Below are 20,978 nucleotides of genomic sequence, written 5' to 3' on the forward strand. Positions count from 1 at the left end.
CCCTATTCAGCTCAATGCGTCCTTCAGCTTGCTGAAGAATCCGCCCTTCTTCTGACCTGTCTGTGGACGTGAAGCTTGCGCCACATGACCGGCATCGGCGTCATGCAGAGTGGAGAATCGTTCGATGAGATCACGTTCTTCATCGTCCAGCTTGGTGGGGATCAGCACGTTCACATGAGCCACGATATCGCCACGTTCATCGCTGTTGCGCAGATTGGTAACGCCCAAACCCTTCAGCGTGACGGTATCCTCCGGCTGGCATCCTGCTGGAATGCTCACCGTCTGCTTGCCGTCAAATGTTTCGATGGTAAGGTCATGTCCAAGCACGGCCCAGCTCATCGGCACCTGAATCCAGCAATGCAGATCATCGCCATCTCGGGTGAACTGCTTATCTGATTTGATACGAATATCGATATAGAGATCGCCGGCGGCACCGCCGCCTTCACCTACTTCTCCTTGCGAGGCGAGCCTCAAACGCGCATTGTCGTTAATGCCGGCGGGAACATTGACGCCAACGTTCCGCGTGGTGCGCACGCGGCCGTGTCCCATACAACTTGGGCACGGATTCGAGATAATGGTGCCATGTCCCTCGCAGCGTTCGCACGGCGCTGAGGTCATCATCTGGCCGAGCATAGTGCGAACCACCTTCTGCATGAATCCTTGACCATGGCAATCCGGGCAAGTAATGGGCTGCGCGCCGCCCTGAGCACCGGAGCCGCCACATTCCTGACACAGAGAGAACGTATTGATCTTCACATGTGCCGTGCCGCCGAATACCGCCGTCTTCAAATCGATGGTGGCTGAAGCCAAGGCATCTCGTCCTGGCTGAGTCCGTGGTACGGGCCCTTGCGATCCCGCCCCGAATGCAGAGCCAAAGAATGTGGAGAACACATCTCCCATATCACCGAATCCGCCGGAGAACCCTCCTGCGCCCGCGTTGGGATTGTTCGGGTCCACGCCCGAATCATACATACGGCGCTTATCCGGATTGGAGAGCACCTCGTAGGCGTTGTTCACTTCCTTGAACTTGTCCTCGAACTCCGGACCGGCAATATCGGGGTGGTATTTGCGGCTGAGCTTGCGGTACGCCTTCTTGATTTCATCGTCGCTTGCGTTACGGTCTACGCCCAGCGTCTCGTAATAATCTGCCACTTGGTTCTATTCCTTTGTGTTCATTTGGTCCGGAGTTATTCTGCCACAGCCCGCAGTCAGCGGATGGCTTGAATACATGTTGGAGGGTCGATTCGATGGATTACTGATTGTTCACTGCGTCGCCCGTATACCGTGCATATGGCATATGCATAATGTCAATCCCGCGCGCCACCTTCGCTGATGAAATCCGTCAGATATCGCGCAACAGCCCTAACCGCTGCCATGGTCGTCGCATAGTCCATATGCGTAGGTCCGATAGAACCCACAAACGCAACGGGCTCAGTATGTGATTCAACCTGTTCTTCTGCGAAGCCTGACCGATCCTGTTGTGCTTCTTCGTCGGCCTTCACCACGCCTCCGCGTCCATACCCGCCGCTGACTACTGAAGCGTGCAGAAGCTGTGGACTGTGGCTCTCCGATCCAATGGAAACGCCCACGCCTGAAGGTGTTGTTTCTTCGCTGAGATTGCTCATGAGTTTCATGAGCACCACTTGTTCTTCCAACGCATCAAACAGCGGCGCGAGATCGGTCCATGAACGAGAATGAGCCAGATTCGACGTGCCGGACATATACAGCTCGCTGGCGCGCTCATCGAGTGCCATCGACTCGAAAGCACTCGCAAGATCATCAGCTACGGAATGGACGGAATCGTAGCCCACCGACGCGCCGATAGCACGTACCGTATCGGCAGCTGCGGAAAGAGACAATCCATGGCATTGATCGTTGACAGCTGCACTCAGGTGCGCGATATCCTCCGTGGAAGGCATAACGGACACGGTCAATCCGTGTTGAGCTACACGCCCGGTATCAGTGATCACCACCGCCAATAGCATAGACATGGATACAGGAACCATCTCCACGTGTCTGAGTGTTGCTTTAGCTAATGATGGCGACGCTACTACGGCTACCTGCCCCGTGATTTCCGAGAGCAATCTTGCCGCACGTTGCAAGGCATCCTTAAGACTGACAGAGCCAGCCAGAAACTCTCGTATACCTCTCCGCTGCGCCTTACTCAACGGCACCACCGTGGCTAGGCGGTCCACGAAATATCGGTAGCCCTTTTCCGTGGGCACACGTCCAGCAGAGGTATGCGGTTGGATAAGGTAGCCTTCGTCCTCCAAAGCCGCCATATCATTGCGGACCGTCGCCGAGCTGACCCCCAAATCGTGTTCACGGGTCAACGCAGTGGAGCCAACCGGTTCCTGTGAACGAATGTAGTCCTCCACCACGGCGCGCAGCACCAGCATGCGCCTTGATTGCGTCATGCGCGCCTCCTTTGTCGGTATGGATAAATGGGCCTATTGTTCATGCGAGGTATGTTCCGCATTCACTCTGCCTACCCTTCGGCGACACGCTGGACATGCAGTATTACAGCATCCGGTGTGTCTTTGTGCGCTAGGTGCTTTACGAAAGCTCACCAATGGCCTAATGAGTATTGTATTAGCACTCATTGGATTCGAGTGCTAATACGTTCATCGACAGCGAATGAATGTTAATTGTGAACGCTAACAGCACACAACTTACCAAAACACGCCAAATATGCACCACAAACGTCTTCTTCCGACGTTAACATGGGAAACGCAATGTGAGGGCGTCATGCGCCCGGCACAAGCCGGATACGCGGCCCGACCAATTGGAAGGAAAGTAAATCCATGACCGAATTCAAGGAGACCGAGCTCGACGAGCGCGCCATCGCGATGGCAAAGGTCCTTTCGGCTGACGCGGTTGAGAAGGCTGGTTCCGGCCACCCCGGTTCCCCCATCTCCCTGGCGCCTGTCGCCTACACCCTGTACCAGCACTTCATCAAGCACGATCCTAACGATCCCAACTGGGAAGGCCGCGATCGCTTCATTCTTTCCGGCGGCCATGCTTCTCTCACCCAGTACGTTCAGCTGTACTTCTCCGGCTACGGCGTGACCTTGGATGATCTCAAGCACTTCCGTGGCGGTGCCGATACCCGCACTCCGGGTCATCCTGAGTACGGTCTGACCCCGGGTATCGAAATGACCACCGGCCCGCTGGGTCAGGGCTTCGCCTCCGCCATTGGTTTTGCTTACGGCGAGCGTTTCCAGCGCGGTCTGCTTGATCCGGAGACCCCGAAGGAAGACTCCCCTTTCTACCACAAGATCTGGGCCATCTGCGGTGAAGGCGATATCGAGGAAGGCATCTCAGGCGAGGCCGCCGCTCTGGCCGCCAACCAGAAGCTCGGCAACCTGACCGTGATCTTCGACGCCAACCGCATCCAGATCGAAGGCGACACCAACCTGGTGCTGGCCGAGGATGTCCTGAAGCGCTTCCAGGCCTACGGCTGGTACACCGATGAGTTCAGCTTCATCCAGCCCGATGGCTCCTACAAGGAGGACATCGAAGGCCTGGCCGACGTGATCGCCAAGGCCGAGGCCGCCGCTCCGGACCAGCCGAAGCTCATCAAGGTTCACTCCTTGATCGCATGGCCGACCCCGGGCAAGACCAACGATCCGTCTTCCCATGGCTCCAAGCTCGGTGCCGAAGCCGTTGCTGGCCTCAAGAAGGTTCTCGGCTACGATCCGGAAGAATCCTTCCACGTCGACGAAGAGGCTCTGGCTCACGCTCGCAAGGTTGCCGAGCGCGGTCTGGAAGCCCACAAGGCATGGGACGAGAAGTTCGACGCTTGGCGCAAGGCCAACCCGGACAAGGCCGCCCTGTACGACCGCATCAAGGCCGGCGAGCTGCCGGAAGGCTTCGACAAGGCCATCGATGACCTTGAGGCCACCTTCGAAGTCGGCAAGGGTGTCGCCACCCGTGGCGCCTCCGGCTCCGTGCTGAACGCCATCGCCGCTGTCATGCCGGAACTCTGGGGCGGCTCCGCCGACCTCGGTGGCTCCAACAAGACCGATCTGAAGGGCGCTGCCACCTTCGCTCCTGCCGAGTGCGCCACCAAGCAGTGGCCGAACTGCAACGAGTTTGGTCGCCAGCTGCACTTCGGCGTGCGCGAGTTCACCATGGGCTGCATCACCAACGGCATCCTGCTGGGCTCCCACACCCGTCCGTTCGGCGGCACCTTCTTCATGTTCTCTGACTATGAGCGCTCCGCCGTCCGTCTGGCCGCCCTCATGGAGATCCCGAACCTCTACGTCTGGACCCACGACTCCGTGGCTGTCGGCGAAGATGGTCCGACCCACCAGCCGGTTGAGCACCTCGCTTCCTTCCGCGCCATCCCGCAGCTCGAAGTCATCCGTCCTGCCGACGCCTTCGAGACCGCTGAAGCCTACCGTTACTTCTTCGAGAAGAAGAACACGCTGCCGGGTGCCATGGTGCTGACCCGTCAGGGCGTTCCGGTCCTCGCTGAGACCGCCGCAAAGGCCAAGGACGGCGTCAAGAAGGGCGCTTACGTGCTCGTTGACACCGAAGGCACCCCGGACGTCATCATCATGGCTTCCGGTTCCGAAGTCCAGTGGGCTGTCGCCGCCGCCAAGACCCTCGCTGAGAAGGGCACCAAGGCTCGCGTGGTCTCCTTCCCGTCCATGGAATGGTTCGAGGAGCAGGATGCCGAGTACAAGGAGGCCGTGCTTCCGGCTTCCGTCAAGGCCCGTGTCTCCGTCGAGGCCGGCGTTGCCATGCCGTGGTACAAGTACCTCGGCTCCTACGGCAAGCCTGTTTCCATCGAGCAGTTCGGTCTGCAGGGTGACGGCGCTCAGAACATGATCGACCTCGGCATCACCGCCGAGCACGTGGTCGAGGCCGCTGAGGCTTCCATTGCCGAGGCCAACGCCTGATATCAAGCTCAATAGTTTGAGCAAATAAATATTTCGGCTCCTCTCTTAAGGGAGGGGAGCCAATAACAAGGAGAAAAATATGACTGAAGCAACTCAGCGTACGTCCGACAACGGCGTTTCCATCTGGCTGGACGACCTGTCCCGCTCCCGCATCGAGTCCGGCTCCCTGCAGGACCTCATCGCCAACAAGAACGTGGTCGGCGTCACCACCAACCCGTCCATCTTCCAGAAGGCCCTGAGCCAGGTCGGCCCGTACGATGCTCAGCTCAAGGAGCTCGGTAAGGTCGACGTTGAGACCGCTGTCCGCGAGCTCACCACCACCGATGTGCGCAACGCCACCGACATCTTCCGCGAGATCGCCGAGAAGACCGACTTCGTCGACGGCCGCGTGTCCATCGAGGTCGACCCGCGCCTGGCCCACGAGACCGAAGCCACCGAGAAGCAGGCTGTCGAGCTGTGGGAGAAGGTCAACCGTCCGAACGCCATGATCAAGATCCCGGCAACCCTCGAAGGCCTGCCGGCCATCACCGCTACCCTGGCCAAGGGCATCTCCGTGAACGTCACCCTGATCTTCTCTCTCGAGCGTTACGAGCAGGTCATCGACGCTTACATCGAGGGCATCGCTCAGGCTGCCGCCAACGGCCACGACCTGAAGCACATCGGCTCCGTCGCTTCCTTCTTCGTCTCCCGCGTGGACACCGCTGTGGACAAGCTGCTGGAAGCCAACGGCTCCGACGAGGCCAAGGCTCTGGAGGGCAAGGCCGCTGTGGCCAACGCTCGTCTGGCCTACGAGCTGTTCGAGAAGAAGTTCGCCTCCGATCCGCGTTGGGCCGAGCTGGCTGCCAAGGGTGCCAAGGTTCAGCGTCCGCTGTGGGCCTCCACCGGCACCAAGAACCCGGCTTACTCCGACTGCAAGTACGTTGACGAGCTGGTTGCTCCGCACATCGTCAACACCATGCCGGAGAAGACCCTGAACGCTCTGGCTGACCACGGCAACGGCGCTCCGTCCATCGAGGGCACCTACGAAGAGTCCCACGCCATCATCAACAAGCTGGCTGAGCTCGGCATCAACCTGAAGGACGTCACCGACAAGCTGGAGGCCGATGGTGTCGCCGCCTTCATCAAGTCCTGGGATTCCGTGCTGGCTGACGTGCAGTCCGGCATCGATCGCGTGAACGCCTGAGACTGATTTGAGCTGATGCGCCTTACGGCGTATCGGTGAGTTTCGAAAAGGGTTCCGACCATAATCCATTGTGGTCGGAACCCTTTTCGCGTATCCGGCTTGCTCACGAGCGAAACCCTGCTGGACATGGGCTTCTCGCAATCAACTCCCCTGAACATAGAGAGACGGGAAAGGTCATAGCCTTTCCAGCCATGCCTTCATACGGCGCAGTCCCTCGGCTGTATCCTCGGCCGTGCCGACGTACGAAAGCCGCACATAGCCACGTCCGCGCGATCCAAAACCGGAGGCGGGCGTCACTACCACATGGGCTTCATTCAGCAATCGAATGGCGAAATCATGATCGTTCATGCCGGTGGCCGCCACATTGATGAGCATGTAGAACGCACCATCCGGCACATCGCAGTTCACCAGTGGCATTTCGGCCACCGCTTGCGCCACCGTGTCTCGATTTGCCCGGTAAGCCGCCTTCATCGTGGACAGAATATCGGCAGACCCACCCAGAGCGGCCACGGCACCCTGCTGCAGCGCACCCGGCACGCAGGAGACCACGTTCTCTTGCATCACCGTCATCTGATCGATGATGGGTTTCGGCCCGAACGCGCATCCGATACGCCAACCGGTCATGGCGAAGGTCTTGGAGAACGAGTCGACGACGACCGTGCGCTCCTTCATTCCCGGCATCGTAGAGATGGACAGACATTGCACATGGTCATCGTATACGAACGCCCGATACACCTCGTCGCTGATCACCCACAAATCATGTCGGCGCGCCACGTCGGCAATGGCGGCCAGTTCATCGGGGCCGATGATGGCTCCAGCGGGATTCGACGGCGAATTGAGCAGCAATGCCTTGGTTCGTGGCGTAACCGCCGCCTCCACATCCACGGCTCTCATGCGGAATCCATTGTCTTCATGCAGCGGCACCGGAATCACGTTCGCTTGTGTCATTTGAGCCTGACCGAAATAGTTCGCATAACCCGGGTCAGAAATAAGAATGTCGTCTCCGGCATCCAATGTGGCGATCATGGCCAGGTACACAGCCTCCATACCACCGGCGGTCACGATGATCTCGCCGTCCGGATCGTAGTCGGTATCGTCTTGAGCGTTGCGATACCGACACCAAGTTTCGCGCAGCGCCAATGTACCGCGATTGGGAGTGTAGTGCGTATCCCCATGAATAGCCGCATGATACGCTGCATCGATCATCGGTCTTGGCGTATCGAATCCCGGCTCCCCTACGGCAAACGAAATAACATCCGGTATTCCTGCCGCCAATTCGAACATCTCACGTACGCTGGGATACAGCGCTTCTTGTGCACGACGTGAAATAACAGGCATCCTCAACCCCTCCTGACATTTCATAGATACGCAACATCTTGCATTGTATCCATGACGAGGTTTCAGATGCGGGTGATGCTCCATGAGCGCACATGTCTGTACAAAAGCAGGGAATGACCACAACGTGAGTCCGGAGAGACCGCGGAAACCGGAATATCTTGACCGGAACCATCTGAAGCTGGTACGTTCGCGACTGATTCCATACAATACGATGAAAGAGCGATCGCGCCATGTCTAACTCGCCTAATCCGATTAAGCATTTGACCGTGCACCAACGTCTGTTGATGACATTCACATTCTTCTCAATGTTTTTCGGTGCAGGCAATCTCATCTTCCCCCCATTTGTGGGAGCGCAAGCTGGAGCGGCTACGATCCCAGCCGCCATCGGATTCATCGTCTCTGCCGTAGGTCTGCCGATTTTGGGGGTGTTGGCCGTTACTTTCGCCGGTGGCTTCGATAGGCTAGCAGGCCGCGTCTCCCCCAGATTCGCACTTCTACTGGGGATCGCCATCATTCTGACGATTGGTCCTTGTTTCGCCATTCCGCGCACAGCCACCACCTCATTCGAAATGATGGTGGCACCGTTCGCGCCAAATGACTCCATGTGGTTCGCCCGGCTCATCTATTCCCTGTTGTTTTTTGCATCGTCGTTTATATTTGCCCAGCATCCCGAAAAATTATCCAAGGTATTAGGCCGGTTCATGGGGCCATTGTTGCTGACCCTTATTGCGGTATTGTTCGTAGCTTGTCTGGTACACGGTGTTGATCAGGCTGTCGCTCCTGCGGGCAATTATCAATCGAACCAAATGGCGCGCGGATTCTTAGATGGCTACCAAACCATGGATTTACTGGCGGCTTTGTACTTTGGCATCGTGATTTCCGCAAACGTTCGTGCATTACGCATTGAGGATGAGCCACAGGTGCAACGCGAAACCGCATTCGCTGGCTTAGGCACCGGCATATTGCTTATTCTTATTTACGCAGTGCTGAGCTATGTGGGCGTGGTATCTGGTTCCATCGCAACCATCGATCCTGAAAGCGATACGGGCGCGACCGTCTTGACTAATCTCACGTCGTCAGTGTTTGGTGCAGAAGGTACGGCATTTCTGGGCGTGGTGTTCGTCATTGCCTGTCTCAACGTGTGTACGGGTCTGATCTGCACGTGTGCCACGTACTTCCACACCAAGTTCCCCATCGCGGCAGGACATACGGTGAGTTATCGAACCTGGCAACTGATATTCACGATGTTCAGTTTCGTAGTATCGAACGCTGGATTGAGCCTCATCATCAAGGTGTCCGTGCCGGTACTTTCGGCACTGTATCCGATGGCGATCGTGCTGGTGCTGCTAGCTCTGACACATCAGGTGTTCACGACACGATTCCCACGCGTGTATTTCTGGACCGTGCTACTGGTCGGACTTGTAGCATTTGCCGGATGCGCGGCATCGCTGACCGCTGTGTTCGGCGGTTCTCTGCCATGGTTGGAGTCCGCATTAGACCTGTTGCCGCTACAGAGTAAAGAACTCGGATGGCTGACGCCTGCAGCTATCGGCGTGGTAATCGGCGTCGGTGATTCGCTTCGAGCGCAACGTGAACAGAAGTCCTGTTAAGGTACCGGCTCCCCTTTCAGCGAGGGGAGTCGTCTCTATTTACATTCAATAATTGAAATCTCACGCAGCTTTGGCTGCGGCCTCGTTGATACAACGAATGGCGTTCAGCGTACGCGGATATCCGAGGTAAGGCATGCACTGGGAAACAACAGCGATAAGGAATCGCTGTTCATTGCCCACATGCAGATTTGCACCGGCATGCGCGGTCAACTGCGGCTCGCAGCCGCCCTGTGCGGCGAGGAAGCATAATGTAATCATCTCGCGCTGGCGCACATCGAGCCCTCCGCGTGTGTAGTAATCACCAAAGCAATTATCGACCAACCACTTATTGATGTGACGGGTCTCTTCCGGGCCGGTCTGCGCGAATCCACGCATATGCGCGCCAAAGATGTCGATTTGCGATTGTTCGCCGGCGGCGGCACGCGTCTCTGGTGTGGTGGTGGATTGGCTTTCCAACGGCAGATTCACTCCACGATCGGCAAGGAGATGATTGACGATGTCGACGAACGGCAGTACTCGTCCGAAACCGAGGTAGGCGGTAGCCTGATAAACAATTTCCTTGAGCTGGACCGACGTCAGACCGGCGTCCAATGCCTTGGGTGCCATCAAGGCAAACGCTTCGTGACCCTGACAACCTACCAGTACAGCGAGAATCGCCATCCAACGGGTCCGTTCGTCCATATCCGGATGGTTTGCGCCCGGCTCGTACCGCACCTCATCGTCGACGAAATTGCCGAAGAACTCGACTAATTCAGGATCGCTGGCCGCGAGCGTGGTGTCAGCGAACAACGATTCGGATCCCTGTTCTTGATTATCGGACATGGTGGTTTCTCCTTTTTCCTCCGTCCTGATATCTGGTTTCAGCGTATGAGTCGGGCGGAATCGGGTCAAATGCCTGAATCGCACCGTCCGATATAAGCGTCGGGCATAGTCTGGAAAGAGCATCGTCGAAAGCAAACGTTCATCAGTGGAACCGGCCCGTTACATCCAGTGAGATGGTGGCAAATAGTCACCCGACGCGCTGCTAAGGTACGCAACGTATGCGTTTGTTCGCCCCGCGCAAGGATTGCGTGTCTGCGACCGACGCCGATACCGCAATCGCTGGCATACTGCATCGCACGCCACCATCGTGCGTACGGCATGCTGCGCACAGATAAAGGAGCATATTACATGACCTATCAGCATAACGCCCCGTTCCGCGCGGATGTGGTCGGCAGCTATCTGCGCCCCGCTGAGCTCAAGGCCGCGCGCGCCGACTTCGAGGCCGGCCGTATCGATGCGGCAGCGCTTAAAGCCGTCGAGGATAAGGCCATCACCGAACTGGTGGCCAAGCAGAAGGCCGCCGGCCTGCATGTGATCACGGACGGCGAGTTTCGCCGTGCTTACTGGCATCTTGATTTCATGTGGGGTCTGCAGGGCGTCCGCCGTGGCACCGCGCCCATCCAATTCAAGGGTTCGGACGGCACCGCCGTGGTCGAGGCTGCCGGCGTGGTCGGTGAGATCAGTGGTGCGAACCACCCGTTTGTGGAGCATTACCGCTTTGTCAAGGCCTTGGAGGATGAGAACACCATTGCCAAGCAGACCGTGCCATCCCCTGCCCAGACGTTGTTCGTGCTCCAGCAGGGCATAGCCGAGGATACTGCGAACCCGTATGCGGACAACAACGCACTCGCTCAAGCCATCGCTGACGCCTACATCCAAGTGGCGCATGACTTGTATGCAGCCGGTTGCCGTACACTGCAGTTTGATGACTGCACATGGGGCGCGTTCGTGTCCGAGGACTTCAAGGACACCGTGTTCGGCGTGGATGCCAAGACCGTGCAACGTCAGTTTGCGGCCGTGAACAACGCGGTAATCGCCGCCATGCCAGAGGACATGGTAGTCACCACGCATATCTGCCGCGGCAACTACCAGTCGCAGTGGTTTTCTGCCGGCGGTTATGGACAAGTGGCGGATGTACTCTTCGGCGAAGAGAACGTGTCTGCTTACTATCTGGAATTCGACGATGACCGTTCCGGTGATTTCGAGCCATTGGCCAAAGTATCCGGGGATAAGAAGGTGGTGTTGGGCCTTATTACCTCGAAGAAGCCGGAGCTTGAGGATCCTGAAGCCATCAAGGCGCGTATCGCCGAGACTGCGCAGTACGTGCCGTTGGAGCGTCTGTGCCTGTCCACGCAGTGCGGTTTCGCTTCCACGGAGGAGGGCAATCACCTGACCGAAGACCAGCAATGGGCCAAGATCGCCCTAGTACGTTCCATCGCGGATGAGGTATGGCCGAGCCGTTAAGCAGACGGTCCGGTGGACCGTCTGTAGGCGAGGCCGAGCAGCGACAGCTGCGAGGTGATGATGAGTCCCGCTGAGAGCGGGTCTTCAGTTGCTGGACCGAGCCGTTAAACGGACAATTAACAACTGCAGGTTAGGTTTGGCTCCCCTCGGTGAGGAGAGCCAAACCCATCTCACGCTTGCCAGTAATAGCTAAAGAAGTTCGCAATCTTGTCGGTGGCGTCCTTAAGCACCTCGATACGGGGCAGGTAGACGATACGGAAGTGATCCGGCTCGCCCCAGTTGAAGCCTCCACCGCGGGTGATAAGGATACGCTCATCATGGAGCAGGTCAAGGGCGAACTGCTCGTCATCGCGGATATTGAACTTTTTCACGTCGATCTTCGGGAAGATGTAGAAAGCGGCTTTCGGCTTAACGGCAGTGAGCCCCGGAATCGAGTTGATGGCGTTGTAAATGTATTCGCGCTGCTCGTATAGACGTCCTCCGGGCACGATGTAGTCGTTGACGGACTGATGGCCGCCGAGTGCCGTCTGCACGATGGACTGCGCAGGCACATTCGAACAGATACGCATATTCGCCAACATGTTGAGGCCTTCGATATAGTCCTTGGCGATGCGCTTGTTGCCGGAAAGCACCATCCAGCCCACACGGTAGCCGGCGATCATATGCGATTTGGACAGTCCGGAGAACGTCACGCAGAACAGATCAGGAGCCAGCGACGCAATGGACGTATGTGTGAGCCCATCCATGACCAGACGATCGTAGATCTCGTCAGAGAAAATCATGAGCTGGTGTTCGCGTGCGATGTCCACGATCTCCTGCAGCACTTCCTTCGGGTAAAGCGCGCCGGTAGGGTTGTTTGGGTTGATGAGCACGATGGCGACCGTACGGTCGGTGATCTTGGCACGAATGTCGTCAAGATCCGGATACCATTCGGACTGCTCATCACACACGTAATGTACGGCAGTGCCGCCGGCCAGATTCACACAGGCAGTCCATAGCGGATAGTCGGGGCTGGGAATGAGCACTTCATCGCCGTCATCCAGCAGCGCAGACATACACAGGTTAATGAGCTCACTGACACCGTTGCCTGTGTAGATGTCGTCGATGGTGACATTCGGCAGATTCTTGAGCTGCGCATACTGCATGATGGCCTTGCGCGCGGAGAACAATCCCTTGGACGGCGAATATCCTTCAGTGTCAGTCAACTGATGCGCCATATCGTAAACGACTTCATCCGGTGTGCGGAAACCGAACGGCGCAGGGTTGCCGATGTTCAATTTCAGAATGTGTGTGCCGTCCGCCTCCATACGGGCCGCCTCGTCCACCACCGGACCACGCACATCATACAAAACATTGTCAAGCTTGTGTGACTTGCCGAATGTACGGCGGCGACTTGAAGGGATTTCTGTTTCCAAAGGGCGAGTATCAGAAAGTTCATTATGGTTCAATTTCAACGCCTCGGTTCCTGTATTGTTGTTTGTTGTGATGATATCGTTGTCATGATTAGTGGTGACATCGTTGTCACGCCCAACAAGTGGCGCATCCTGCAGCAATCGAGGAGAAGATTCCTCGCCACGCAGCCAGCTCGCGTCTACATCTAATTCCCCGGCAAGAAACAAAAGCACATCCTCGCGCGGTACGGTTTTGCCGGATACATATTGGCTGATGTGACTTTTCCCCATTTTCACGCCGCTATGCTCAGCCGCGCGAACAAGATCAACTTGCTTCAGCCCCCGACTGTTCATTGCATTACGCAGCCGCTCCGCGAATACTGATGCGCTCATATTATGCCTCCAACCGAAGTTCAATTCCCTGCGTTGAACTTCGGTTCAAAGCATACGCCTAGTTCAATATAAGTTCAATAACGAGCGTGTAAACGCACATGACTTCGTCACATGAAAGGTTCAATTTCTTGCCGCGAGGGACAAGTCGCAGGTCCGGATCGTGTAACGGAAATTGCAGCAGCAACGTTGGCTATACGTACCGCTTCATAGAGCGAAGCGCCGCGAATGAGTTCTGCGCTCATCACCCCTACATGGCAATCGCCCGCTCCGTTAGTATCGACGGCATGCACATGATGGGACGGTACCAATCGCGCGCGCTCCCCCGCTGCGGCACTCAGCCATGCACCCGAAGCTCCAGCACGAAGAATCACGGGAGAGTCCAATCGCTCACTGAGCGCAGTACAAACGGTTTCTGCATCTCGCGCAATCGCGCCGGACAATCCCAGACGACGTCCCAGCGCCAGCCCTTCCTCATAGTTGCAGGACCATATAGGCCGGTGGGCAATAATGGCATTCAACAGCCGGTCTTCCGCCCCCGCTGCCACCGAGGATGGATCAAATACGGTGGTGAAGCGATGGAAAGTATACCGTTCGAGGAAAGCGAGCAATCCTCGCGAGGTGGGATGCGCAAACGTGTAGCCGTTAATATGAACGATGTCTGCATCGGTTGGCTTGATGCCATTGAAGCAGCGTTCATCACCCTGGGTCTCAGCGCCTCGCACTGTTACGAACGTGCGTTCGGCACGCGCATCGGTCATGGCCATGCAGATACCGGAATCACGAGTTGAATCAGTGAGTCCGATATGGGCGATACCGTCGTCGACCAATGCATCCCGAATCTGCGTAGCCCATGGACCAGTACCGATGATACCGCCGTGCGCCGCCGCGACGCCCATTTGGCGCACAGCATGCAGGATATTGAAACTGGATCCTACTCGGGCCACGGCTTCATCAGCGAAGGCGTCACCTCCAGGCTCCGGCACGCGATCGATACGCATGGTCAGGTCAACAAGCATCTGGCCTAGACTGATAACTCGTCCCGCGGCGGGATTGTCACTGCTCATATTTATCCCTTTCGGACAGATCCAGCAGTCGTTCGGCCACGGCGGCAAGATCCAGACCGTTCACTTCTTCCACCGCACGAGCCAAATCAGCGGGTAAAGCGCTAGCTCCATGGCACGCGCCAAGAATTGCACCGCTGATAGCCGCAATGGTGTCAGTGTCCCCACCTAAGTTGGCTGCCACAACTAGAGCATCATACGGACGCTCAGCATATCGGGCAATAATTGCACATGCTGCGGGAACGGATTCATTGGCCTCTACGCTGGTACCGATTAGGTCACGCAAATGCTGGGCGAACATATCATGATCGTAGAGGTCAGCGGCGTTATCGCCTATATGATCTCGCGCCCAATTGATGGCCCACCGCGCACGAGCAATCACCGATGCTTTTGCGGACCAATGACCTGTATCAAGCCCCTCGAACTGTCTCATAGCTAAGTATGCAGTCACAAAATTGCAGGCCAGAAGCAAAGCTTCCACCGGAGCCGCCCCATTGATGCCGTAGCTTACAGCCGCAGCGACCAGCATGGTGGACTCAAGCCCTTGTCTGGTGTTATGTGTCACGATAGAGGATCGCCGCGCGATTTCCGCCAGATGCGGGCCGGGTCTATTGGCAATGCCAATGGGGCATGCACGCATAGCACCACCGTTGGTAGTGCCGAGAATACCGGTTTGCTCTACGGCGACACCGGCTTGGAACTGTTCAAGAGCCCGTTTGGTAGAGGGGCCCAGCAAGTCCAGCGAACCCTTGGCTTTCATATCCGCTTCCCAATTCAGCAATGCACAAGCATACTGACGAATATCAAGTTCACCGTTGCCGTCAATGAGCTGATTGGCCAGCAACAACGCCTGCTCGGTATCGTCGGTAACGCTTCCGGCCTGCATGTTCGCCGCAATGGGTTGCCGGGCGGATGCCTCTATGAAAGTGCGAATAGGAGCATTGCCATATTCCGCACGAATTGTCTCCGGGGACATGCTCTGTGTGGGCATGCCGAGCGCATCGCCGATAGCGAGGCCCAGCAACGCCCCCATGGCATGATCATGCATGGAACCAATCACCATGTTTCCTACTGTAGTCGGGATTCGATCCATTGGGCCACGCCGTCTTCGTTATTAGGCGAACAGATTTCGTCGGCGATAGCAAGTACCGCCGGATTGGCGTTGGATACAGCTATTCCCCTACCGGCCGTCTGCATCATAGTTATGTCAATGAGATCATCGCCGAATGCGACTGTCTGTTCGACAGGTATATCGAAACGATCACAGACAAGTCGCATGGCATGTTGCTTGTTGGCTTCGGGATTCATAAGCATCCACATGACGCCTTCGCTCACCGAAATCTCAAAATCGTCCGGTATGAGCGGGCGCAACATATCCCATTGATCAGGTTCGGGGAAAATCGTAATTTTATCAGCCACGCCATCAGGCACATCATGAAAGTCGGTGTATCGAAAAGTCTGTGTTTTCCAATAAACGCTAACGTCAAAATTGGTGTATCGTACGTCGTCCATTACGATGCCGATTCTCAGCTCCGGAATGGCACTCAACAAATCAAGACAGACTTCACACGCACGGCGCGAAGGGAACCCGATTTTGATCAGGCTTCCGTCATTTGGAACCGCTCCAGAGGTGAGCGTGTCGAAGTTGGAATGGGCCGGGTCAAAATCAATGAGTGCACCATTCAGATAGATCACGGCATCAACCGGCAGTTGCTCGGCGAATCTCAATCCAGTGCTGACTGGACGTGCAGTGGCAATGACGAATCGAGAGCCCGCGTCATGCGCACGTTCAATAGCGCGAATGCTACGCTCGCTGATGTCGCGATCCTCAAATACCTCGGCGTCATGAAGCAATGTGCCATCAAGATCAGCAACAATCAGTGACGGCAACATATTAGCCAAAGGATCGGGCCCACAAGAAGTATTGCGGACTGGATTATGCGCGGTAACTGTCCGAACATCATCATGAATCGTCATCACAACAGTCCTTGGCAATACGAACGAACGAGTTCTGCAGAATGATGGAGCTTGGCGTGCTCTTCTTCAGTGAGTTCAAGCTCCACAATCTCATTGGCACCATTGGCACGCAGTTCAGTGGGCACTCCCAGGAATACATCATGCTCGCCATATTCGCCATCGAGCAATGTGGAGACAGGTACGATACGCCGTTCATCCCACAAGATGGTCTGCACGATTCCGGCCACGGTAGAGGCGATGCCAAAGTTGGTCCCTCCCTTGGCCGCGACGATCTCATTGCCTCGCATTCTCGTCTTTGCCTCAATCTCAGCGGTGGATACCGAGGCGAAACGATCCTGATTATCAGCAAGGAATCGGGCGAATGGTTTGCCGCCAAGCGAGACGGTGGACCATGCGGCGAATTGCGAATCGCCATGCTCTCCCATGACGAAGCCGCCCACGTTGCGCGGATCCAAGCCCGTCTCCTCTCCAATAATGGTTTTCAGCCGTGAAGTATCAAGCGCGGTGCCGGTGCCGAGCACCTGCGTACGCGGAAGACCGGACCTTTTCCATGCGTACCATGCCATCACATCCACCGGATTGGACACCATAACAATGACACCGTTGAATCCGGAAGCCATAACATTGGCCACCACTTCTCCGACCAAACCGACCGTAAAGCCCAGCTCGGCAAGTCGTGTGGAATTGGCCGGTGGCTTACGGCCTACGGTGATGACCACGATGTCCGCATCCTTGCAATCCGAATAATCACCAGTGCGTACCTTCACATGGCGATCCTGGAACTCGCTGCCATCGTCCAAATCATGAGCCTCTCCCAGTGCCTTTGCGCCGAAATGATCAATGAGCACTAATTCATTGCATAATCCATGTGTAACAATGCCGAATGCCGCGGTGGCTCCCACCTGCCCGGTGCCGACGATAACGACACGGTTCCTGTTCATAGTAACCATCTCATGCTCCTTCCTGAACACTGCTTCAGCCTGACACAATAGTACCGGCCAGCATGGTGCTTGACAGCCGGCAAGCACCATGACATCAAAAAAGCTGCGGCCCGCAACCGAAAGCAACAGTTGCGGGCCGCAGCTTAATAAAGCCTCTAGGCATTGACTGCACGGGAATCAGCCAATATTGAATTTAGTCATCATATCCAGACCGATAATCAAGGCCACCCACAACAGGGCGATGATGACGGTCCAACGATTCAGGTTCTTTTCTGCGACGCCAGAGGTACCGGCATTCTGAGTAAGGCCGCCACCGAACATATCGGAAAGGCCACCGCCCTTGCCCTTATGCATAAGGATGAGCAACGTCAGGATGAAGCTGAGCAGCACTACGATGATCTGCAGCGCAATCTTAAGAGCGGTCACAGGGTACCTCCGAATCAATAAAACCAATGCATTAGCTTAGCGCATACGTGGGAGAAACGTCGTATTGTTATCGCCCTTGCGTGGATTTCGATACCAGACGAGCGATTTTCGCCAATTCATCAACGTCCAGAGCGGCCCCTCCGATAAGGAACCCATCCACATCAGGCTGAGAAATAAGCTCCGCCGCGTTCTTGGAGGTCACCGACCCTCCATACAGGATACGAACGGCATCGGCGACATCAGCGCCGAAGGTTTCTCGCAAATCCTCTCGAATGGCGCAGGATGCCTCCTGTGCAGACTGAGGAGTGGCAACCATTCCCGTGCCGATAGCCCATACCGGCTCATACGCCACGATGAGTTTCGAGGTTTCCTCATCGCTGAGGTCACGGGTAACATCGCGCACCTGACCGACGGCAAAATCAAGCTCAATCCCCTGCCGACGTTCCTCGAAGCTTTCCCCGACGCACAAAATCGGCTGCATCCCGGCGGCAAGCACCGCGCGCACTTGATCGACGATATTGGCATCGTCCTCCGGGTGATACTTGCGTCGCTCGGAGTGTCCGACGATCACATAAGAGCACCCGAGGTGGGCTATCATATCAGCCGAGACATCGCCGGTGAAAGCACCTTGAGTGGTTACGGATACCGATTGGGCACCATAGGTCACGCGCAACCGGTCCGCTTCGACCAACACCTGCACGCTACGCAAGGAAGTGAAAGAAGGGAATAGCGCGACCTCACAGCGTTTGAAATCAAAATGCGCGTCGCGTAACAGCCATGCCAGCTTTTGCACGAAATACGTGGCCTCAAGATGATCGAAATTCATTTTCCAATTACCGGCCACCAATGGAATGCGCCTGACTGTCATATGCCCCTCCTCTCAACATCAGAACTCCCCTTCCCGAAAGAAGCCAGCACTATAGATGGCCGAGGAAAGTCCAAACATATTCAGGACTTTCCTCGGCCATCCAGCGATCTGTATCCCTTCAGATAAGGGGAGCCGCTGTATTCAAACTACTCAAGCACCTTGAGACCCGGGAGCTCCTTGCCCTCAAGGAATTCGAGGGAAGCGCCACCACCGGTGGAGATGTGAGAGAAGCCATCCTCCGGGAAGCCGAGGTTGCGCACTGCGGAAGCAGAGTCGCCGCCGCCCACGATGGTGAAGGCACCAGCCGCAGTGGCGTCAACGAGACCCTGAGCCACAGCCTTGGTACCAGCAGCAAACTCCGGAATCTCGAACACGCCCATCGGGCCGTTCCACACCACGGTCTTGGAGTCCACGATCTTGTCGTGGAACAGCTTCTGGGACTCCGGACCGATGTCCAGACCCATCTTGTCGGACGGGATGGCGTCAGCGGCCACAACCTCCGGAGCAACCGGGGTATCGCCGGCCGGGAAGCCGGGGTTCACTACGATATCGGTCGGCAGCACGAGCTCGACGCCGTTCTTCTCGGCGGTCTCGATGTAGCCCTTGACCTTGTCGAGCTGATCCTCTTCGAGCAGGGAGGTGCCGACCTCGTAGCCCTTGGCCTTGAGGAAGGTGAACACCATGCCGCCGCCGATGACCAGACGGTTGGCCTTGTCGAGCAGGTTCTCGATCACACCGAGCTTGTCGGAGACCTTGGAACCGCCGAGCACCACGGTGAACGGACGCTCCGGGTTCTCGGTGGCCTTGGACAGGGCCTTGACTTCCTTCTCGACCAGCAGGCCTGCGGCAGCCGGCAGATCGGCGGCCACATCGTAGTTGGAGCCCTGAGCACGGTGGACCACGCCGAAGCCATCGGAGACGAAAGCCTCGCCGAGGGCGGCGATCTTCTTGGCGTAAGCGGCACGCACCTCAGCGTCCTTGGAGGTCTCCTCCGGGTTGAAGCGCACGTTCTGCAGCAGCACCACATCGCCGTCGTTCATGGCGGCAACCTTGGCCTGTGCATCCTCGCCATAGGTGTCGGATGCCAACGGAACCTCGATGCCGAGCAGCTCGCCGAGACGGGCGGCAACCGGAGCCAGGCTCAGCTCAGGGACGACCTTGCCCTTCGGGCGGCCGAGGTGGGCCATCAGAATGACCTTGGCGCCTTCTTCGCGCAGGGCCTTGATGGTCGGCAGGGCGGCCTTGATACGACCGTCATCAGTGATGGTGGTGCCGTCCAGCGGGACGTTGAAATCGGCGCGGACGAGAACGCGCTTGCCCTTGAGATCTCCGAGATCCTTGAGTGTCTTCATAATATCCTTTCCTTGACGGATTTCACGTCAAAGTGGCCAGTTTTGCCACTTTGCATATTACAGGCATTTGAGAACAAAACCGTGCACCCGTTCAAACAAAACACCGGATTCAATCCTGACGACTGAATCCGGCGATGTTCACGATACATAGACCCTTACGCGCATCGTCACCTACCTAGATAGATGGACGCATGCACATGTTTCACTTGCCTTCGGCGGCACGGGCCTTTTCGGTCTTTTCCGCAAGCTGCAGCAGACGACGAATGCGACCGGCGATTGCATCTTTGGTGATTTGCGGTTCGGCGATCTTGCCAAGCTCTTCAAGGCTCTTGTCTACATGATCGATGCGCAGCTGACCAGCCTGACGCAGGTTGTCAGGAATGTTATCCCCCAATACTTCAAAGGCGTGCTGCACCTTCTCGCTAGCCTCGGCAGCGGCTTTTGCGGAACGACGCATATTGGCGTCGTCGAAGTTGGCCAGACGATTCGCCTTGCCACGGGTTTCGCCATCGGAGCGTTTGCCGGTCCACTCACGAGCCGAACGGGAGGCCCCCATAAGCTTGAGCATGCGTTCAATGGCGTCCGGGTCCTTCAGCGTGACTCGCTCGGAGCTGCGCAACGTGCGGTGTTTCGCCTGAATGCCAAGACGGCGAGCCACGCCGCACAATGCCATGGCGGCTTCCTCGGACGGGCAGGCAATCTCCAAGAAGCTCGCCTTGCCGGGGTCAGAAAGGAATCCACGCGCCATGAAGGCTCCGCGCCATGCCGCCTTGATCTGAGCGATGGAACCATTGACCACTTCGGTCGGCAAGCCGTGAACCTGCTGCTTGCGGCGATCAACCAAGCCAGTCTGCAGGGCAAGAGCCACTACATTGCGCGTAACCAGCACCACATACGTTTCCACAGGACCGTTCTGCGTCTGGCGCGTGAGATGATTGATCTCGGCCTCATGCCCGAATACGTTGCGCAAGGTGTTGCGCAACCACTCGGCCGCATCAAGCGAAGTGAATACAGCCTGAATAACATAAGCGTTCTGTACGGGACGCAATCCGCCGCCAAAACGAATCATCGCAGCGGCTTGCGCTTTGATAGCCGCCGGTGAATCGCCTTCAAAAGCGGCCAATTCGCTTTTGACATCGTCCAGAAGAGCCAAGATCCAACCTCCTACAGTCCCGTTCTTCTCAATGCATCAAGCGCCTCGGCTTTGTTGCAGTCGGAAGCCATCGGCTTACTGTGATACCTAAT

The 20,978-nt window shown here is 56.8% G+C and carries 17 protein-coding genes; 4 read left to right on the forward strand and 13 right to left on the reverse strand.

From position 1 onward, the window contains the following. Window positions 1–6: 6 nt before the first annotated feature. Together dnaJ and hrcA are read right to left on the reverse strand one after the other, a co-directional pair. Window positions 7–1,152 carry a molecular chaperone DnaJ gene (dnaJ, locus tag G1C97_RS04660; RefSeq protein WP_100495807.1) on the reverse strand — a complete coding sequence of 382 codons (1,146 nt, stop codon included), beginning with the start codon at window positions 1,150–1,152 and terminating at the stop codon, window positions 7–9. A gap of 155 nt (window positions 1,153–1,307) precedes the next feature. Then, complete coding sequence (gene hrcA, locus G1C97_RS04665) at window positions 1,308–2,417, reverse strand: heat-inducible transcriptional repressor HrcA (protein ID WP_169240759.1); 1,110 nt, start codon at window positions 2,415–2,417, stop codon at window positions 1,308–1,310. Window positions 2,418–2,804: 387 nt separating this feature from the next. Here hrcA and tkt point away from each other — a divergent pair, with 387 nt between their 5' ends. Then, window positions 2,805–4,907: a transketolase gene (gene tkt / locus G1C97_RS04670; RefSeq protein WP_169240760.1), complete on the forward strand. Its 2,103-nt coding sequence runs from the start codon at window positions 2,805–2,807 to the stop codon at window positions 4,905–4,907. Window positions 4,908–4,986: 79 nt separating this feature from the next. Next, on the forward strand, window positions 4,987–6,090 hold the full coding sequence (tal, locus tag G1C97_RS04675; protein WP_100493989.1) for a transaldolase: 1,104 nt from the start codon (window positions 4,987–4,989) through the stop codon (window positions 6,088–6,090). Between the two features lie 174 nt (window positions 6,091–6,264). Here tal and G1C97_RS04680 read toward each other — a convergent pair whose 3' ends face one another. Next, the gene (locus G1C97_RS04680) at window positions 6,265–7,428 is read right to left on the reverse strand and encodes a pyridoxal phosphate-dependent aminotransferase (RefSeq protein ID WP_169240761.1); all 1,164 of its coding nucleotides are present in this window, start codon (window positions 7,426–7,428) and stop codon (window positions 6,265–6,267) included. Window positions 7,429–7,658: 230 nt separating this feature from the next. Between G1C97_RS04680 and brnQ the strand changes: the two genes are divergently transcribed. After that, window positions 7,659–9,038, forward strand: a complete 1,380-nt coding sequence (brnQ, locus tag G1C97_RS04685) for a branched-chain amino acid transport system II carrier protein (RefSeq protein ID WP_240951008.1) — start codon at window positions 7,659–7,661, stop codon at window positions 9,036–9,038. Window positions 9,039–9,098: 60 nt separating this feature from the next. Here brnQ and G1C97_RS04690 read toward each other — a convergent pair whose 3' ends face one another. Continuing rightward, complete coding sequence (locus tag G1C97_RS04690; protein ID WP_169240762.1) at window positions 9,099–9,860, reverse strand: carboxymuconolactone decarboxylase family protein; 762 nt, start codon at window positions 9,858–9,860, stop codon at window positions 9,099–9,101. A gap of 348 nt (window positions 9,861–10,208) precedes the next feature. Between G1C97_RS04690 and G1C97_RS04695 the strand changes: the two genes are divergently transcribed. After that, window positions 10,209–11,324 carry a 5-methyltetrahydropteroyltriglutamate--homocysteine S-methyltransferase gene (locus tag G1C97_RS04695; RefSeq protein WP_169240763.1) on the forward strand — a complete coding sequence of 372 codons (1,116 nt, stop codon included), beginning with the start codon at window positions 10,209–10,211 and terminating at the stop codon, window positions 11,322–11,324. Between the two features lie 170 nt (window positions 11,325–11,494). Here the strand turns inward: G1C97_RS04695 and G1C97_RS04700 are convergent, their stop codons facing one another. From G1C97_RS04700 to whiA, 9 genes are all read right to left on the reverse strand, one after another. Continuing rightward, window positions 11,495–13,108, reverse strand: coding sequence for an aminotransferase class I/II-fold pyridoxal phosphate-dependent enzyme (locus tag G1C97_RS04700; RefSeq protein ID WP_169240764.1), 1,614 nt, complete (start codon window positions 13,106–13,108; stop codon window positions 11,495–11,497). A 107-nt stretch (window positions 13,109–13,215) separates the two neighbouring features. Next, window positions 13,216–14,172 (reverse strand): PfkB family carbohydrate kinase, encoded by a 957-nt coding sequence (locus G1C97_RS04705; RefSeq protein ID WP_169240765.1) that lies wholly within the window; start codon window positions 14,170–14,172, stop codon window positions 13,216–13,218. Next, a complete protein-coding gene (locus G1C97_RS04710; RefSeq protein ID WP_205832525.1) occupies window positions 14,162–15,232 on the reverse strand; it encodes an ADP-ribosylglycohydrolase family protein in 1,071 nt (356 codons plus the stop codon). Before G1C97_RS04710 ends, G1C97_RS04705 begins: the two co-directional genes overlap by 11 nt. 5 nt (window positions 15,233–15,237) lie before the next feature. Beyond that, window positions 15,238–16,062 carry an HAD family hydrolase gene (locus G1C97_RS04715; protein ID WP_169240901.1) on the reverse strand — a complete coding sequence of 275 codons (825 nt, stop codon included), beginning with the start codon at window positions 16,060–16,062 and terminating at the stop codon, window positions 15,238–15,240. A gap of 83 nt (window positions 16,063–16,145) precedes the next feature. Then, the gene (locus tag G1C97_RS04720) at window positions 16,146–17,096 is read right to left on the reverse strand and encodes an L-lactate dehydrogenase (protein WP_169240766.1); all 951 of its coding nucleotides are present in this window, start codon (window positions 17,094–17,096) and stop codon (window positions 16,146–16,148) included. Window positions 17,097–17,264: 168 nt separating this feature from the next. Continuing rightward, the gene (secG, locus tag G1C97_RS04725) at window positions 17,265–17,513 is read right to left on the reverse strand and encodes a preprotein translocase subunit SecG (protein WP_100495820.1); all 249 of its coding nucleotides are present in this window, start codon (window positions 17,511–17,513) and stop codon (window positions 17,265–17,267) included. Window positions 17,514–17,580: 67 nt separating this feature from the next. Further along, complete coding sequence (gene tpiA / locus G1C97_RS04730; protein WP_169240767.1) at window positions 17,581–18,381, reverse strand: triose-phosphate isomerase; 801 nt, start codon at window positions 18,379–18,381, stop codon at window positions 17,581–17,583. Window positions 18,382–18,527: 146 nt separating this feature from the next. Continuing rightward, a complete protein-coding gene (locus G1C97_RS04735; protein ID WP_169240768.1) occupies window positions 18,528–19,733 on the reverse strand; it encodes a phosphoglycerate kinase in 1,206 nt (401 codons plus the stop codon). A 202-nt stretch (window positions 19,734–19,935) separates the two neighbouring features. After that, complete coding sequence (whiA, locus tag G1C97_RS04740) at window positions 19,936–20,886, reverse strand: DNA-binding protein WhiA (protein ID WP_169240769.1); 951 nt, start codon at window positions 20,884–20,886, stop codon at window positions 19,936–19,938. Window positions 20,887–20,978 lie beyond the last annotated feature (92 nt).

It is taken from the genome of Bifidobacterium olomucense (genome assembly GCF_012932375.1).
Taxonomy (GTDB): Bacteria; Actinomycetota; Actinomycetes; order Actinomycetales; family Bifidobacteriaceae; genus Bifidobacterium; species Bifidobacterium olomucense.

What these genes read in the sequence shown, in the direction of transcription:
- hrcA (WP_169240759.1), bottom strand. Translation starts at nt 2,417, where the DNA reads ATGACGCAATCAAGGCGCATGCTGGTGCTGCGCGCCGTGGTGGAGGAC.
- tkt (WP_169240760.1), top strand. Translation starts at nt 2,805, where the DNA reads ATGACCGAATTCAAGGAGACCGAGCTCGACGAGCGCGCCATCGCGATG.
- tal (WP_100493989.1), top strand. Translation starts at nt 4,987, where the DNA reads ATGACTGAAGCAACTCAGCGTACGTCCGACAACGGCGTTTCCATCTGG.
- G1C97_RS04680 (WP_169240761.1), bottom strand. Translation starts at nt 7,428, where the DNA reads ATGCCTGTTATTTCACGTCGTGCACAAGAAGCGCTGTATCCCAGCGTA.
- brnQ (WP_240951008.1), top strand. Translation starts at nt 7,659, where the DNA reads ATGTCTAACTCGCCTAATCCGATTAAGCATTTGACCGTGCACCAACGT.
- G1C97_RS04690 (WP_169240762.1), bottom strand. Translation starts at nt 9,860, where the DNA reads ATGTCCGATAATCAAGAACAGGGATCCGAATCGTTGTTCGCTGACACC.
- G1C97_RS04695 (WP_169240763.1), top strand. Translation starts at nt 10,209, where the DNA reads ATGACCTATCAGCATAACGCCCCGTTCCGCGCGGATGTGGTCGGCAGC.
- G1C97_RS04700 (WP_169240764.1), bottom strand. Translation starts at nt 13,108, where the DNA reads ATGAGCGCATCAGTATTCGCGGAGCGGCTGCGTAATGCAATGAACAGT.
- G1C97_RS04705 (WP_169240765.1), bottom strand. Translation starts at nt 14,172, where the DNA reads ATGAGCAGTGACAATCCCGCCGCGGGACGAGTTATCAGTCTAGGCCAG.
- G1C97_RS04710 (WP_205832525.1), bottom strand. Translation starts at nt 15,232, where the DNA reads ATGGTGATTGGTTCCATGCATGATCATGCCATGGGGGCGTTGCTGGGC.
- G1C97_RS04715 (WP_169240901.1), bottom strand. Translation starts at nt 16,062, where the DNA reads ATGTTGCCGTCACTGATTGTTGCTGATCTTGATGGCACATTGCTTCAT.
- G1C97_RS04720 (WP_169240766.1), bottom strand. Translation starts at nt 17,096, where the DNA reads ATGGTTACTATGAACAGGAACCGTGTCGTTATCGTCGGCACCGGGCAG.
- tpiA (WP_169240767.1), bottom strand. Translation starts at nt 18,381, where the DNA reads ATGACAGTCAGGCGCATTCCATTGGTGGCCGGTAATTGGAAAATGAAT.
- G1C97_RS04735 (WP_169240768.1), bottom strand. Translation starts at nt 19,733, where the DNA reads ATGAAGACACTCAAGGATCTCGGAGATCTCAAGGGCAAGCGCGTTCTC.